Origin of the sequence: Glaciihabitans arcticus (assembly GCF_004310685.1) — a bacterium.
Classification (GTDB): Bacteria; Actinomycetota; Actinomycetes; order Actinomycetales; family Microbacteriaceae; genus Conyzicola; species Conyzicola arctica.
This window is the reverse complement of sequence record NZ_SISG01000001.1, coordinates 1,834,090-1,849,413: the sequence shown is the minus strand read 5'-3', so window position 1 is coordinate 1,849,413 and position 15,324 is coordinate 1,834,090. Positions and strand designations below refer to the sequence as shown.

Sequence of the window (15,324 nt, the reverse complement as noted above, 5' to 3'; positions counted from 1 at the left end):
CGACTAGAGCGTCACCGTCTCGCCACGCGGCGTTTCGACGAGCACCCCGGTGTCGCCGAACGCCGCCTCGAGCGACGCGCGGTTCTCGCTGAAGTGCTCCCAGTCGTCGGTGTGCAGACCGACGACGATGGGCGCGCGCAGCAGGGCTGCTGCGGACACGGCGTCGGCCGAGGTCAGGGTGAGGTTGGCGTCGATGCCGGGCACACGCGCGGCGCCCGCGAACAGGATGGCGATGTCGACACCGTCGAAGCGGTCGGAGATCTGCTCGACGAGCGGCAGTGACGCGTTATCCCCGCTCACATAGACGACCGGTTCGCCGGGTGCCTCGAGCACAAAACCGATGACGGGGCCGACGAGCGGTTCGCTGCCGGGAGGGCCGTGCAGCGCGGGTACGGCAGTGATGGTGACGGCGCCGATCTCGTGTGTCTCCCACGAGTCGAGGCCGACGACCTTTCCGCCGAAGAGGTCACTCGCGGCCTGCGGGGTGCTAAGGGTCGTAATCCCACTCGCAAGCAGTTCGAGGCCCTCCCAGTCGAGGTTGTCCTTGTGGCCGTGGTGACTGAGGAGCACGAGGTCGACGGTGCCGAGATCGCTGCGCTGGATGGCGGGACCGGCTGTCTTGACGAGCGTTGTCTCGCCCGGCTCGACGTAGGTCTGCGGGGCGTCAAAGGTCGGATCCGTCACAATGCGCAGTCCTGCGTATTCGAGGAGAGCTGTGGGTCCGCCTATCCAGGTGAGGGTCGTCGTCGACATACCCTGAGACTATGGCAAATCGTCTGGCCGCTGCTGTGAGTCCCTACCTGTTGTCGCACGCCGATAACCCGGTCGACTGGTTCGAGTGGGGGGAGGAGGCCTTCGCCGAGGCCGCACGCCGTGATGTGCCCGTTCTGGTGTCGATCGGCTACTCCACCTGCCACTGGTGCCACGTGATGGCACGGGAGAGTTTCAGTGATCCGTCGATTGCTGCGTACCTCAACGAGAACGCCGTCGCGATCAAGGTCGACCGCGAGGAGTACCCTGACGTCGACGCGAGCTACCTTGCCGCCGCGAGCGCCTTCACGCCCAATCTCGGGTGGCCGCTCAACGTCTTCGTGACTCCGGCCGGGCAGGCCTTCTACGCCGGAACGTATTGGCCCCCACAGCCGCTCGGGCAGCACGTGTCATTCCGGCAGATTCTCGACAGTGTGTTCGACGCCTGGGCTAACCGTCGCCCCGAAGTCGACTCCAACGCCGCGCACGTCACGGCCGCGCTGACCGCCGCCTCCGTTCGCACCCCCGGAATCCTCCCGCGCGAGTTCGACTCGATGGTGTCCCGGCTCGCCGCGCAGGAGGACACCGCGCACGGTGGCTTCGGCGCGGAGCCCAAGTTCCCGGTCGCGACGGTGCTGGGCTTCCTGCTGGACGCTCCGGATGCCTCGGCTCACGCCCTCGCGCTGCGCACCCTCGACGCCATGGCGGCCTCTGCACTGCGCGACCCCGTGGAGGGCGGGTTCTTCCGCTACTCCACGCGTCGCGACTGGACCGACCCGCACTACGAGCGCATGCTCTACGACAACGCGCTGCTGCTGGACGCGTACGCACGCGTGGGGCGGGCGGAGGTGGCATCCGGCATCTCACGGTTCCTCATGGACACACTTCGGCGGCCGGCCGGCGGCTTCGCGTCGGCGCAGGACAGCGAGAGCGTGATCGATGGGCGGCGTAACGAGGGCGGCTACTACGGGGCCTCTGCTGACGAGCGGCTCGGGATGCAGCCACCCGCCATCGACGGAAAAATCCTGACCGGCTGGAACGGTCTCGCCATCGCGGCTCTCGCCTCGGCGGGGGCGCGGCTGGGGGAGCCCTCGTGGATCGCGGCCGCTCGTGAAGCGGTGGAGTTCCTGCTGGCCAACCACTACCGCGACGGTCGACTCGTGCGCGCCTCGATCGACGGACGACTCTCGCCCGCCCCGGCGACCCTCGAGGACTACGGGATGTTCGCGGGCGGGCTGCTCGAACTCGCGCTCGCGACCGGCGAGGTGCGCTTCGCGGTTGCGGCGCGCGAGTTGGTGGACGCGTGTCTCAGCGACGACGGCTTCACCGTTCCGGGGGGCGCGGAAGCGCTGCTCGCCAGCCAGGGCCTCGCGGTCGAGACCGACCCGAGCGAGGGCGCTTACCCGAGCGGAACGTCGGCGATGGCCGCGGCCGCGCACCAGCTGTTCCTGCTCACGGCCGACCGCCGGTACCTCGACGCGGCAACGCACGCGATGGAGCTTGTGTCCACATTCGCGGTGCAGCAGCCGATCGCGTTCGGGGCGGCGTTGTCGGTGATGGTCGGGCTCGCGGCTCCGGCCCGACAACTCGTGGTCGTCGGCGACTCCCCGGAGATTGTCGCCGTGGCGCGGGCCGCCGAGACCTCGATCACGGCCGTGGTCACTGCCGAGCAGAGCGCAGCATGGGCTTCTGCCGGGTTCGAGCTCTTCGAGGGGCGTGGCGCGGCAGAGGGTTCCACGACCGCCTACGCCTGCACGGACTTCGTTTGCGCCCTGCCCGTCACCTCCGCGGAGGCGCTGCGCGGGCTGATCGGGTAGCGAGCCGTGAGGCTAGGCGCTCGCCACAACGGGCGCCGCTGCATCCGCCACCCACTCGGAGAGCGAGCCGTCGTACACGGCGACGTTGTTGTGCCCGAGCAGGGTGAGTGCCAAGGCGTCAGAGGTAGCTGCGATGCCGGCCGCGCAGTAGACGACGATGCGGGGCTCGGTGAGCACCGGGGCGAAGGTCGAGCGCAGTGCGTCCTCGCCGAGCAGGGCGTTGCTCGCGCGATCCACGAGGCGGCCCGCGGGTGCACTGATGCTGCCCGGGATGTGCCCGAGCCGGGCGCGGTGGCCGGCTTCCCCGCTGAACTCCTGCGGGGGCAGGCCGCACACCAACCCTGCGTTCTCCGTGCCTGCCACAACCCCCTCGACAAAGGCCTTGTCGACCCACAGGTCGGGACGCTCGGAGGCGGTGAACACGGCCGGGACCGGCTCGACGTGGCCGACGTCGGTCTCGCGCTCCTCCGTCGTCCATTTGGTGAGTCCACCGTCGAGCACCGCCACGTTGTCGTAGCCGAAGGCGCGGAACAACCACCAGACGCGGGACGCCCACTGGCCGACCGCCGAGTCGTAGATGACGACCGTCGTCTCGTTGGAGACTCCGACGGATCCGGCGGCGGCAGCGAACAGTTCCGCGTCGGGACGCGTGAACGGGAACGCCCCGGTCGGGTCGGAGAAGACGTCGAGGAGGTCGGCAAAGACCGCTCCGGGCAGGTGCCCGTTGAGCAGGTACTTGTCGAAACCGCTCAGGTAGGTGGGCTTGCCGCTCGGCAGGACCGAGGGAACGACCGTCGCGTCGAGCACCACGAGGTTGTCGGCTCCGAGGTGATCGGCGAGCCACTGGGTGGAGACGAGAGGGGAGGAAACGGTCATGCACTCACGGTAACGAGAGGCGGGGACATCCGCCTCCGAACCAGCAACCTGACGTAATGCTCACCTAAGGTGAGGGCATGAAGCGACTGATCGCGGCCCTCACGCTGACCCTGGTGCTCGCAGGCTGTTCCGTATCGACCGGCCCGAACCCGCTCGGCCTGAACAACAAGGCCGAGCCGCAGACCTACGACTGCAGCGGCGACGACACGACGTTCAACGAGCCGGGCGTTACCTATGTCGTGAACGGCAGGTGCGGTGTGGTGACCGTCGAGGGCGAGGGCATCAGCGTGGGCATCGCTCGCGCAGAGCGCATCAACATCCGTGGGGATGACAACGAGGTGACCGCGGGAATCGTCGGCTCCGTGCTGATCAACGGACAGGGCAACGAGGTCGACGCGGGTGGCGACGACACGATCACGGCCGTGGAGATCGCGGGAGACGGCAATCGGGTTTCTGCGGTGACCATGATCGAGTCGGTGGTCGTGAACGGCAATGACAACCTCACCGAGTCGCAGAACGGCATCGGCACCGTGGCCGACAACGGCACCGGCAATTCGACCGACTAGAGCGTGTCGCAGGACTGCGACACGTCGGCGCTCGCGCTGCGACATCCCCTCAATAGGCTCGGAGACATGAAGAAGACACCCGCCCCCCTGGCCATTGCCGCCCTTATCGCCGCGACCCTGAGCGGGTGCGCGTTCCAGTTGCGCGACCCCTCCGAAGTGCCGGCAGGTGGTAACACCCCGATCGAGCAGAACGAAGAGAGCGAGAATCCCGGCATCGCTGCCAGCGGCGCGTGCGACGACCGCGCCATCGTCGTCGACCAGGATGGCGCTCGACTCGTGCTGACCGGCCACTGCGCCTCGGTGACGATCACCGCCACCGACGTCGCCGTGAATATCGAGACGGCCGACAGCGTCACCATCTCGGGCTCTGAGATCACGCTGCTGGCCGAGGAGATCGGCGACGCCGAGGTGACCGGGATGAACGTGGCAATCAATCCCGATCGGGTCGAGTCCATCGACCTCGGCGGTGAGTTCAACACGCTCATCACGAAGTACGCGGGCACCGTCACGATCTCGGGCGACAACAACATCGCCAACTGGGACGAGGGCGCTGGATCCGCGACGGACACCGGCACGGGCAACACGATCGTCGGCCCCTAGCGCCAGCCGAACTACGCCAGCGGCAGCCGCACCGTCGCAACCGTGCCCTCACCCGAGCGCGATCGCAGGTCGACCGCCCCGCCGTGGCGTTCGATGATCGCCTTCACAAACGGCAGGCCGAGCCCGGAGCCGGGCTGGTCGATCGCCTCGCGTCCGCGGGAAAGCTCCTCCCACACACCGCTCAGCTCGTCGTTCGGGATGCCCCGGCCCGTGTCCGCGACCTCCAGGGTCACCCATCCCGCCCCCTCGGCTCCACGGATCTCGATGTCGTCCCCGGCGGCCGAGTATTTCACCGCGTTCGCGACCAGGTTGTACAGGGCCAGGTACAGCAGGTCGTAATCGCCGCGCACGGCAGGCAGCGGTCGCGGTGCTCGCGGGAAGCCGAGCGTGATGGACCGGGCATCGGCGCCCGGGAGGTCCAGCGCGGCATCCCGAACCTCGGCGGCGACGGCCGCGAGGTCGATCGGGGAGAGCTCGAGCTCTACGGCGCGCACCTCGGCCAGCTTGCGCAGGTCGGTGATGACGCCGGAGAGGCGCACGGCCTGCCCGGTGATGCTCGCCACCACCGGGTCGGCCGCGTCGAGGTTGGAGAGCCCGGCGCGGATCGCGGTGAGCGGGTTCTTCAGCTCGTGGTCGAGACGGGAGAGGAACCGGCCCTGGTTTTCGCGCTGGCCATCGGCTCCGGCCCGAAACGCGCGCTCGACGGCACGCGCACGCGAACGCTGCAGCAGGATGACGCCCAGCAGCGCGACGCTCGCGAGAAGCCCGACCCCGAACCACAGCCACGGCACCGAGTGCACCACCACGAGTTCGCGCCGGTCGCCCACGAGCAGCGCATAGACGGTGATCGCGGCGCCGAAGATGACGGGCAGAAGGGCGAGCAGGATTCTCACGCGCGCTCCACCCGTCCCACGAAGCGGTACCCCAGCCCCTGTGCTGTTTCCAGCCAGCGTGGTGCGGAGGAGTCGTCATCCAGCACCCGGCGAAGCTCCGCGACGCGGTGATCGACGGCGCGGCTGGTGACGGGGAAGTCGAAGCCCCACACGGAGGCGAGGAGGCGGTCGCGGCTGAGCACCTCGTCGGGGTGGGTCATGAGGTACTCGAGCAGCGCGAACGCCTTCGGGGTGAGGGTGACCTCGACGCCCGCGAGCCAGGTGCGCCGGGACATCCGGTCGACCGACAGGTCTCCCGAGACGAGACGCTGCGTGCCGGCGAGGGACGATACGCCCGCTGCGGTGCGACGCAGAATGGCGCGGATGCGCGCGACCAGCTCCTGCGGGTCGAACGGTTTGTTGAGGTAGTCGTCGGCGCCCTCCTCGAGAGCCGCGGCGCGCTCGTAGCTCTCGCCGACCTGGGTGAGCAGCACCACCGGCGTCCAGTGGTCGGCGGCACGCAGGCGCCGCAGCACCTCCCGGCCATCAAGCCTCGGCATCATCACGTCGAGCACAACGAGGTCGGGTGAGAGGGTGGCGACGGCCTCGAGGGCGAGTTCGCCGTCCGCCGCCAGCGAGACCTCGAAGCCCGACCGCTCCAGGAACGGCCCGAGATTGTCGCGGATCGCCGCCTCGTCGTCAACGAGTAGCACGCGGGGGCGGGTGGTCACGCAGCTAGGTTAGCGAACGGCGAGACGTTCGGCCCGAACGCGGGCGAGCACGAGCGCGACCCCGCCGACCGCGAGGCAGACCTGCCCGAGCACGCCGAGCGGGAAGAAGATGTGCCGGGTCAGGAAGAGAAGGGCGCCGATCGCGATGATGATGGTGCCCGGGATGGCGCGCAGCCCACTCGTGTAAATCGTGAACCCGCCCGCCACGAGAACCCCCGCGAGCAGGAACACGCTACCGACGAGTCCGAGCTGGTCGCCGAGCTCGTAGACGGTGCCCTTCGCCATGTCCATGCCGGCATGCTGCAGGCCACCGGCGCCAATGCCCGCGAGCACGTCGAGGCCGGTGTAGAACGCCGCGTAGAGGAAGCCGAGCACGCCGGCCACCCAGCTGACGACGGCGTTGCGTCCGCGCACGATCAGCCACGGGATGAACCCGAGCAGCGGGAACACGGCAAGGATTCCGATGTGCAGGTCGCGCCAGTACAGCGCCGAGGCGTCGTTGAGCGTCGTGGGGTGCGTGATGCCGACGACCGCGAGCACAAGGGTCGGAACGGCGATCGCGAGGCAGGTGAGGAGCGTGCGGCGGGTCATCCTCGCATCGTAGTTATCGAAGCTGCGCGTCAGCGAACCGTCTTGCGCGCCGTGATGACGCCGGTGTCGAAACCGAGCAGGTGCAGTCCGCCGTGGAAGCGGGCGTGCTCGATCTTGATGCAGCGGTCCATGACCACGGTGAGGCCCTGCGATTCGCCGTAGATCGCGGCTTCCTGGTTCCAGATGCCGAGCTGAACCCAGACAGTCTTCGCGCCGATGGCCAGCACCTCGTCGATCACGGCCGGGATGTCGCTGCCCTTGCGGAACACGTCGACGATGTCGGGAACCTCGGGCAGGTCGGCGAGCGACTTGTACGACTTCTGGCCGAGGATCTCGTCAACCATCGGATTCACGAAATAGACCCGGTAATCGCTCGACTGCAGCAGGTAGGTGGCCACGAAGTAGCTCGAGCGGGTCGAGTTCGGCGAGGCGCCGACGATCGCGATCGACTTGGCGGCGCGCAGGATGCCGAGACGCTCCTTCGCGGTCGGACCCTGCCAGGTGCGCTGCGTCTTGAGCAGCTTGGCGAGGGGGGAGTCGGCGGGCAGCTCGCAGCTCAGTCCGTTGGCGAGAACGCTCGTGACTGTGTCCGGTGCAGTGATCGTCATGGGTCAGCCCTTCGTTGCCGCGTCGAGTGCCTGGTCGAGGTCGTAGATGATGTCTTCGGGATCCTCGATACCCACGCTAATACGAACCAGTCCCGGAAGTACGCCGGCCTCCACGAGCTGCTGCTCGGTGAGCTGTGCATGCGTCGTCGACGCGGGGTGGATGACCAGGGTCTTGGCGTCCCCGATGTTCGCGAGGTGGCTCGCGAGGTTGACGCTCTCGATGAAGGTCTGGCCACGTTCGCGACCCCCGGCAACGCCGAACGAGAACACCGAACCCGGACCCTTGGGCAGGTACTTGTTGGCGCGGTCGTGGTGCGGGTGCGCGGGGAGTCCGGCCCAGTTCACGAATTCGATGCGCGGGTCGGCGTCGAGCCATTCGGCCACGATGCGGGCGTTGTCGACGTGCGCCTGCAGGCGGAACGGCAGGGTCTCGACGCCCTGCGCGAGCAGCCAGGCCGAGTGCGGGGAGAGGGCCGGTCCGATGTCGCGCAGCTGCTCTGCGCGCAGGCGGGTGAGGAAGGCGTATTCGCCGAAGTTGCCGTGCCAGTTGAGGCCGCCATACGAGGGCACCGGCTGGTCGAACAGCGGGAAGTGCTCGTTCGCCCAGTGGAAGCGCCCGGACTCGACGACCACACCACCGAGGGTCGTGCCCGCGCCGCCGAGGAACTTGGTGGCCGAGTGAACGACGACGTCTGCGCCCCACTCGATCGGACGCGACAGGTACGGCGTCGCGATGGTCGAGTCGATGATGAGCGGGATGTGGTGCGCATGCGCGACGTCCGCGAGACCCTCGAGGTCGGCGACCTCACCGCTCGGGTTCGCCACGATCTCGGCAAAGATCAGCTTCGTCTTCGGCGTGATGGCTGCCGCGTAGTCGGCGGGGTCGGAGGAGTGCACGAACGTGGTCTCGACGCCGAAACGGCGGAGTGTGACATCCAGCTGCGTGATGGAGCCGCCATAGAGATTGGCGGACGCGACGATGTGGTCACCGGCGCCGGCCAGCGAGGCGAAGGTGATGAACTGCGCGGAGAGGCCGCTCGCGGTCGCAACCGCGCCGAGGCCGCCTTCGAGCGAGGCGACGCGCTCTTCGAACGAAGCGACGGTCGGGTTGCCGAGGCGGGAGTAGATGTTGCCGTACTTCTGCAGCGCGAAGCGAGCCGCGGCGTCGGCCGTGTCATCGAAGACGAAGGCGCTCGTCTGGTAGATCGGCAGGGCGCGAGCACCCGTCACCGCGTCGGGGATGTTGCCCGCGTGAATTGCCCTGGTGCGGAATCCGTACTCTCTGTCAGCCATGGATTCAGGCTACCGCCGGGCGGATGACGCCACGTGACGCCGTGTCACCCCACGTAACGCTCAGGTCGGGTCACTACCGTGCTGCACCATGCGAAAACTCGTCTACTACGTCGCGACATCCATCGATGGCTACATCGCGTCCCCGGCGGGCGACTTCTCGGCGTTCCCGATGGAGGGCGACCACTTCGCGACCATCTTCGGCGAGTTCGCCGACGCGCTGCCCGCCCCGGCCATCGCGGGCCTCGGGCTCAGCCCGACCGGCGAGCGCTTCGACACCGTGCTGATGGGCTGGAACACCTACGCTGTCGGACTGCCCGACCTGCCGGACCCGTACCCGCACTTGCGCCAGTACGTATTCTCGCGCAGTCATGGCCCGGCGGATGTCGCACCGGGCATCACCCTCGCCGCCGATCCGCGGGCTCTCGTTCGCGAGCTCAAGGCCGAAGAGGGCGGTTCCGACATATGGCTGTGCGGCGGCGCGCAGCTCGCCGCGGACCTGGTCGACGAGATCGACACCCTCATCCTCAAGGTGAATCCCGTGTTGTTCGGCAACGGCATCCCGCTGCTGGATGGCGTCTACCAGCCCGCGGATTTCGCGCTCGTATCGAGTCGGAGCTTCGAGTCCGGCGTGCTGATCACTACCTACGAAAGGGTCTAGCGCCAGGTCGGCAGCCACCAGTGCCCGGCGAGAAACTGGTAGTCGAGTTGGATGCCCGCCCAGAGCGGCCAGAAGTACACACTCACCACCACGGCGAGCAGCATAAACGCGCCGACGAGGGCGAAGCCGCGGTTGCGGTACCAACCCGGGTCCCGCGCGTCGCCGAGCACCAGCCCCATCTCGAAGACGAGACCGAGGATCATAAACGGCTCGAAGGCGATCGTGTAGAACTGGAACACGGTGCGCTGCAGGTACATCAGCCACGGCAGGTAGCCAGCGGCCATGCCGATGAGGATGAGCCCCACCTGCCACTCGCGGAAGCGCACCAGCCGGTAGAGAAGGAACAGGATCGCCGCGGTCGCCGCCCACCAGATCAGCGGGTTCGCGATGCCGGTGATCGAGGTGCCGCAGAGGTCGGTGATGCAGCCGTTCTGGCCCTTCTCCGCCCCCGAGTAGTACATGCTCGTCGGGCGCACCATAAACAACCAGCTCAGCGGGTTGGCCTGGTAACCGTGCGGACGCTGCTCGCCCACGTGGTAGTTGTAGGTGCTCACCTGGTAGTGCCAGAAGCTCTGCCACTCGAGCGGCACCCAGGCGAAGAACCCGGTCGCGGCGTTGCCGGGGTCGGTCGCCCACTGGCGGTAGTACCCGCCCGTCGTCGTGAACCAGCGCGTCCACGTGAGCAGATAGGTCACCAGCGCGATCGGGACTGTCAGCACAAAACTCGTGGGGGCCTGCTTGAGGATCGTACTCGTGGCCCAGAACGCGATGCCGGCGCGGCGGCGGGCGAGGGCATCCACCACCAGGGTGTAGATGGCGAACACGGCGAGGAAATACAGGCCGTTCCACTTGACCGACGTCGCGAGGCCGAAGGCCAGGCCGGCCGAGATCAGCCACGGGCGCCACCACAGCGCAGGACCCCAGTCGAGCGGTTTGCCGAGTTTCTGCCGCTGGGCGATCCAGGCCTCGAGCCGCCCGCGACTGTGCTCACGGTCGAGCAGCACCGCGCCGAAGCCGAGCAGCACGAAGATCATCACGAAGTTGTCGAGCAGCGCGACCCGGCTCATCACGATGGCATTGCCGTCGATCGCGAGCAGGCTGCCGGCGAGCACGGCGAGCAGCGTCGAACCCATGAGCTTCTTCGCGATGAGCATGATGAGCACGACCGCGAGAATGCCGACGATCGCCGTGCTGATGCGCCAACCGACGCTGTTGCCGCCGCCGAGCAGTGCCATGCCGATCGAGATGAGGTACTTGCCGAGCGGCGGGTGCACCACGAACGAGCCCTCGGTGAGGTAGCCGTCGGCGGTGCCCGAGGCGAAGCCGTCGTTGGCGCCGTCCGGCCACTTCGACTCGTAGCCGAGGTTGACGAGGGTCCAGGCGTCCTTCACGTAGAAGGTCTCGTCGAAGACGAGCTCGTGCGGGCTCCCGAGGTTCCAGAGGCGGGTGATGGATGCCACGAGCACCACGAACGCCGGAGCCCCCCAGTTCCACAGCGCGCGTGCCCTCGCGCCCACCGTCACGCGCTCCCACCAGTCGTCGACACGCGATCGCGGTTCGGGCGGCGCGGGCGGAGGTGGGGGAGCCCCCTCGGCCGACAGCAGTCGCCCGAACTCGCCGTCGCTGTCGCCGTTCGTCACACCGGCAATGCTACGGTCGGCCTCGCCCTCGCCCTCACTCACGCGGGCGCCTCCTCGATGACGGCGGCCTCGGGCTCTCGCCGCTCCCGCATGCGCACGGCGCCGATGGACGCGCAGATCACGAGGGCGATGCCGCCGGCCTCGAGCCAGCCGATGTGCTGCTGCAAAATGAGGAAGCCGGCGAGCGTCGCGATGCCCGGCGAGGTCGCCATCAGGACGGAGAAGGTGGCTGCGCTGATGCGCCGCAGGGCGATGAGTTCGAGGGCGTAGGGGATGGCGGAGGAGAGAAGGGCCACCGCCGCGCCGAGGCCGAGCACCGCGGGGTGCAGGAGGGTGGCTCCGGCCTGCGCTATCCCGAACGGCAGAACGGCGAGAGCGCCGATGGCCATGGCGATCGCGAGGCCGCCGAGCCCCTCGATGATCTCGCCGGTGCGTCGCGAGGAGAGGATGTAGAGCGCCCAGGTCACCGCGGCGCCGAGCGCGAAGAGCACGCCGACGAGATCGAGATCGTGGAAGCCGCCCGAGCCGAGCAGCGCGACGCCCGCGAAGGCGAGTACGGCCCACAGCCAGGCGATGGCGCGACGCGCGACGATCACGGAGAGCACGAGCGGGCCGAGCACCTCGATCGTGACGGCCGCGCCCAGGTCGATGCGCGAGATGGCCTCGTAGAAGAGCAGGTTCATGCTGCCCAGCACGAGTCCGAAGACGGTGATGATCACCCAACTGCGACCCGGGATGCCCCGCAGTCGCGGCCTCGCGACGGCGAGCAGGATCGCGGCGGAGAACACCAGCCGCAGTGTGACCATGCCAGCTGGCCCCACCTGCGGGAACAACAGCACGGCGATCGAGGCGCCCACCTCCTGGCAGGCGAGTCCGATGATCACAAAGCCGACCGCGCCCAGGGGCACTCGGGCTGTCGCGGTGGTCGGCACCCGGCAAGCCTAAGCTGGGCGGGTGATCATCCTCGCCGCGACGCCCATCGGCAACCTCGGCGACGCGTCGAAGCGACTCATCGAAGCCCTCACCAACGCGGAGGTCATCGCCTCGGAGGACACCCGCACCACGATCCACCTCATGCGCGCGCTCGGCATCGAGAACCGGCCCCGGCTGATTCCGCTGCACGAACACAACGAGACCGAGAAGGCCGTCGAGATCGTGGCCCTCGCTCGTGATCTGGACGTGCTTGTGCTCTCCGACGCCGGAATGCCCGCCATCAGCGACCCCGGGTTTCCGCTGGTCGCTGCTGCGGCCGCCGCGGGCGTGACGGTCACGGCGCTCCCGGGACCGAGTGCGGTGCTCACGGCGCTCGCCGTGTCCGGGCTGCCGACGGATCGGTTCAGCTTCGAGGGTTTCCTTCCGCGCAAGAGCCGCGTCACCTACTTTGCCGCTCTCGCGAGGGAGGAGCGCACCATGGTCTTCTTCGAGTCGCCCAATCGCCTGCCCGCTGCGCTCGCCGACATCGTCACGGCCCTGGGTGCGGATCGTCGCGTTGTGGTGTGCCGCGAGCTCACGAAACTCCATGAGGAGGTGTACCGCGGCACCGCCGCCGACGTGGCGCAGCACTTCGCCGAGGGCGCCCGAGGTGAGATCTGCATCGTCGTGGAGGGGGCTGAGCCCGCGACATCCGACCTGCCGACAGGGATCGCCCAGGTGCTGGCGCTCGTCGGCGGCGGGCTGCGACTCAAGGAGGCGGCCTCGGAGGTCGCGGAGCAGACCGGGCTCTCGAAGCGCGAGCTGTACGAAGGCGCGCTGGCTAAGAAATAGCTACGAGGTGCACTCTTCGGACTCGGTGTTGCCTCGGGAGAACCCGAAGACTCCCGTGGCCGTCCGGGTGTGGCTGATGCCGTAGTTGCCGATGTAGTCCACGGAGAAGTCGCGGGCCCTTCCCAGTCCGTCGTCGGTGGCGATACCGAAGACGACATTCGTTGTTTCCCCGGGCGGCACCATGGTGCCCCCGACGGGATGGAGCGCGTAGGTGTCCATGGCCTCGGGCGAGTACTCGACGCTGCCGACGTTGTTGCCCGAACCGTCGATCGGGTTGATCCACGTTCCCTTCACAGTGACGCCCTCGAGCGACTCGACTCGCGCCGACGTCAGTTCGATCGCGTCCTTGCTGTTGTTGCTGATCGGCATGCCCACCAGCACGTCGTCCATGTAGTTCGAGTCCGCGCACATTCCGCCGGCGTCGGCCTGCAGGTCGGACGGCGAGAACACGGTCGCGACGAACCCCGTCCCGGCCGCCAGCGCGAGCACGGCGCTGCCACCGACGATAACCCGACCGATGTTCATGATCGAAGGGTAGGGGTGAGGGGGATGATTTAGGAAGAGGCGCAGGCTCTCGCTAGTTGTATGTTGCCATTGCGTAGGAGCTGCTCGCGCAGGGCGTCATCAGGATCCACGGCGATGTGCTGCTCGCCGTAGACGTCCTCCCAGAGAACGGTGCTGGTCGAGCCCGCCTCGGTTCCGCTCTCGACAGGGAAAGCGAGAATCGCGGGCGAACCACTCTGCACCGGGGGAGTCGTGAGCGCTGGAAGTTCTGCACCACTCGGAACAAGAATGCAGGACACCCGGCGATCGCTGTAGCTGGCATCGGAACCCGCGACCGCGGCACCGACCAGCCACACGGCGCACGCCAGCACCACGAGCGTGATGCGCGGCAGCGTCGGCATGCCGTCAGCCTAGACCCGGTGTAACACGCGAGCCCCGACTTTCCTCGACCTTTAGGATGGAGCAATGGCCGCCGGAGACTCCTTCTATATCGCGACGCCCATCTTCTATGTCAACGACGTGCCCCACATCGGCCACGCGTACACAGAGGTTGCGGCTGACGTTCTCGCACGATGGCACCGCCAGTCGGGTGACGACACCTGGCTGCTGACGGGAACCGACGAGCACGGCCAGAAGATCCTGCGCACTGCCGTCGCCAATGACACGACGCCGCAGGCGTGGGCCGACAAGCTCGTCAACGAAGCCTGGCTTCCGCTGCTCGAGACGATCAACATCCAGAACGACGACTTCATCCGCACCACCGACGAGCGCCACGAGGCGGCCGTCACGATCTTCCTGCAGAAGCTCTACGACGACGGGTACATCTACTCGGGCGAGTACGAGGGCTACTACTGCGTCGGTTGCGAGGAGTACAAGCAGCTCGACGACCTGATGGAGACGCCGGACGGGGACTATGCCGGCCAGCTGGTCTGCAAGATCCACGGTCGCCCCATCGAGGTGCTCAAGGAGACCAACTACTTCTTCCGCATGAGCGACTTCCAACAGAAGCTGCTCGACCTGTACGCAGCGCGCCCCGACTTCATCCAGCCGGAGAGCGTGCGCAACGAGATCCTGCAGTTCGTCAAGCAGGGGCTCAGCGACCTGTCGATCTCCCGGTCGAGCTTCGACTGGGGCGTGAAGATCCCGTGGGATCACAGCCACGTCGTCTACGTATGGTTCGATGCGCTGCTCAACTACATCTCCGCGATCGGCTACGGCACCGACGACGAGACATTCAAGCGTCGCTGGCCCGCCACACAGCTGGTCGGCAAGGACATCGCCCGCTTCCACGCGGTCATCTGGCCGGCCATGCTCATGGCCGCAGGCCTCGAGGTGCCCAGGCAGGTCTTCGGACACGGCTGGCTGTTGGTCGGCGGCGAGAAGATGAGCAAGTCGAAGCTCACCGGTATCGCTCCGAGCCAGATCACCGACACCTTCGGCGTCGACGCCTTCCGTTACTACTTCATGAGCGCGATCAGCTTCGGGCAGGACGGCTCGTTCAGCTGGGAGGACCTCAGCGCCCGCTACCACTCCGAGCTCGCCAACGGTTTCGGAAACCTCGCCTCCCGTGTGATCGCGATGATCAACCGCTACTACGACGGGCTCGTGCCTGCGCCGGGTGAATACACGGAGGCCGATCTCGCCATCCAGAAGATCGTTCGGGATGCCGCGGACAAGGCGGATGCGTCGATCGAGAAGCTGGCGATTCACGAGGCGATCGCCGCGATCTGGACGATCGTCGATGAACTGAACGGCTACATCACCATCCAGGAGCCGTGGGTTCTCGCGAAGAGTGACGAGACGCGCGAGCGCCTCGGAACCGTTCTGTACACGACCGCGGACGGGCTGCGCGCCCTCGCCGTGCTGCTGTCGCCCGTCATCCCGGAGGCGACTGCGAAGCTCTGGACGGCTCTCGGCGCTTTTTCAGGTCTTGGAGAACTCACAGACCAGGTTGTGGTGGATGCGGGACACTGGGCCCAACTGCCCGTCGGGAGTCGAGTCGGCTCGCTCGACGCGCTGTTCCCACGAATCGAGACTGCAGGAGAGTGACCCCC

General features: G+C 67.7%; 17 protein-coding genes. 6 read left to right on the top strand and 11 right to left on the bottom strand.

Annotated features, from left to right (window positions below; all coding sequences use genetic code 11):
* Positions 1-3 precede the first annotated feature (3 nt).
* Positions 4-753: an MBL fold metallo-hydrolase gene (locus EYE40_RS08910; protein WP_130981609.1), complete on the bottom strand. Its 750-nt coding sequence runs from the start codon at positions 751-753 to the stop codon at positions 4-6.
* Between the two features lie 11 nt (positions 754-764).
* Between EYE40_RS08910 and EYE40_RS08905 the strand changes: the two genes are divergently transcribed.
* A complete protein-coding gene (locus EYE40_RS08905; RefSeq protein ID WP_130981608.1) occupies positions 765-2,567 on the top strand; it encodes a thioredoxin domain-containing protein in 1,803 nt (600 codons plus the stop codon).
* 12 nt (positions 2,568-2,579) lie between these two features.
* Here EYE40_RS08905 and EYE40_RS08900 read toward each other — a convergent pair whose 3' ends face one another.
* A complete protein-coding gene (locus EYE40_RS08900; protein WP_130981607.1) occupies positions 2,580-3,443 on the bottom strand; it encodes a sulfurtransferase in 864 nt (287 codons plus the stop codon).
* Between the two features lie 77 nt (positions 3,444-3,520).
* Here EYE40_RS08900 and EYE40_RS08895 point away from each other — a divergent pair, with 77 nt between their 5' ends.
* Together EYE40_RS08895 and EYE40_RS08890 are read left to right on the top strand one after the other, a co-directional pair.
* A complete protein-coding gene (locus EYE40_RS08895) occupies positions 3,521-4,009 on the top strand; it encodes a membrane lipoprotein lipid attachment site-containing protein (RefSeq protein WP_130981606.1) in 489 nt (162 codons plus the stop codon).
* A 66-nt stretch (positions 4,010-4,075) separates the two neighbouring features.
* Positions 4,076-4,609, top strand: coding sequence for a DUF3060 domain-containing protein (locus EYE40_RS08890; protein WP_130981605.1), 534 nt, complete (start codon positions 4,076-4,078; stop codon positions 4,607-4,609).
* 11 nt (positions 4,610-4,620) lie between these two features.
* On the opposite strand, the gene EYE40_RS08885 is transcribed toward EYE40_RS08890, so the two are convergent.
* The 5 genes from EYE40_RS08885 to EYE40_RS08865 are packed head-to-tail and all read right to left on the bottom strand — an operon-like array spanning position 4,621 to position 8,704.
* The gene (locus EYE40_RS08885) at positions 4,621-5,502 is read right to left on the bottom strand and encodes a sensor histidine kinase (protein ID WP_130981604.1); all 882 of its coding nucleotides are present in this window, start codon (positions 5,500-5,502) and stop codon (positions 4,621-4,623) included.
* Complete coding sequence (locus EYE40_RS08880) at positions 5,499-6,212, bottom strand: response regulator transcription factor (protein WP_130981603.1); 714 nt, start codon at positions 6,210-6,212, stop codon at positions 5,499-5,501. The genes EYE40_RS08885 and EYE40_RS08880 overlap by 4 nt, the downstream gene beginning before the upstream one ends.
* Positions 6,213-6,221: 9 nt before the next feature.
* Complete coding sequence (locus tag EYE40_RS08875; RefSeq protein WP_130981602.1) at positions 6,222-6,803, bottom strand: hypothetical protein; 582 nt, start codon at positions 6,801-6,803, stop codon at positions 6,222-6,224.
* 29 nt (positions 6,804-6,832) lie between these two features.
* Positions 6,833-7,411, bottom strand: coding sequence for a CoA-binding protein (locus tag EYE40_RS08870; protein ID WP_130981601.1), 579 nt, complete (start codon positions 7,409-7,411; stop codon positions 6,833-6,835).
* 3 nt (positions 7,412-7,414) lie between these two features.
* Positions 7,415-8,704, bottom strand: coding sequence for an O-acetylhomoserine aminocarboxypropyltransferase/cysteine synthase family protein (locus tag EYE40_RS08865; protein WP_130981600.1), 1,290 nt, complete (start codon positions 8,702-8,704; stop codon positions 7,415-7,417).
* 88 nt (positions 8,705-8,792) lie between these two features.
* On the opposite strand from EYE40_RS08865, the gene EYE40_RS08860 reads away from it, so the two are divergent.
* The gene (locus EYE40_RS08860; protein ID WP_130981599.1) at positions 8,793-9,362 is read left to right on the top strand and encodes a dihydrofolate reductase family protein; all 570 of its coding nucleotides are present in this window, start codon (positions 8,793-8,795) and stop codon (positions 9,360-9,362) included.
* Here the strand turns inward: EYE40_RS08860 and EYE40_RS08855 are convergent.
* Complete coding sequence (locus EYE40_RS08855) at positions 9,359-11,044, bottom strand: dolichyl-phosphate-mannose--protein mannosyltransferase (RefSeq protein WP_240034775.1); 1,686 nt, start codon at positions 11,042-11,044, stop codon at positions 9,359-9,361. The genes EYE40_RS08860 and EYE40_RS08855 overlap by 4 nt on opposite strands.
* The gene (locus EYE40_RS08850) at positions 11,041-11,934 is read right to left on the bottom strand and encodes an EamA family transporter (RefSeq protein ID WP_240034774.1); all 894 of its coding nucleotides are present in this window, start codon (positions 11,932-11,934) and stop codon (positions 11,041-11,043) included. Before EYE40_RS08850 ends, EYE40_RS08855 begins: the two co-directional genes overlap by 4 nt.
* A gap of 22 nt (positions 11,935-11,956) precedes the next feature.
* Here EYE40_RS08850 and rsmI point away from each other — a divergent pair, with 22 nt between their 5' ends.
* Positions 11,957-12,766, top strand: a complete 810-nt coding sequence (rsmI, locus tag EYE40_RS08845; RefSeq protein WP_130981598.1) for a 16S rRNA (cytidine(1402)-2'-O)-methyltransferase — start codon at positions 11,957-11,959, stop codon at positions 12,764-12,766.
* Here rsmI and EYE40_RS08840 read toward each other — a convergent pair whose 3' ends face one another.
* Together EYE40_RS08840 and EYE40_RS08835 are read right to left on the bottom strand one after the other, a co-directional pair.
* Entirely contained in the window at positions 12,767-13,291 is a 525-nt protein-coding gene (locus EYE40_RS08840; protein WP_130981597.1) for a hypothetical protein, read from the bottom strand.
* 29 nt (positions 13,292-13,320) lie between these two features.
* A complete protein-coding gene (locus EYE40_RS08835; protein WP_130981596.1) occupies positions 13,321-13,671 on the bottom strand; it encodes a hypothetical protein in 351 nt (116 codons plus the stop codon).
* Positions 13,672-13,735: 64 nt separating this feature from the next.
* On the opposite strand from EYE40_RS08835, the gene metG reads away from it, so the two are divergent.
* Complete coding sequence (metG, locus tag EYE40_RS08830) at positions 13,736-15,319, top strand: methionine--tRNA ligase (RefSeq protein WP_130981595.1); 1,584 nt, start codon at positions 13,736-13,738, stop codon at positions 15,317-15,319.
* Positions 15,320-15,324: the final 5 nt, after the last annotated feature.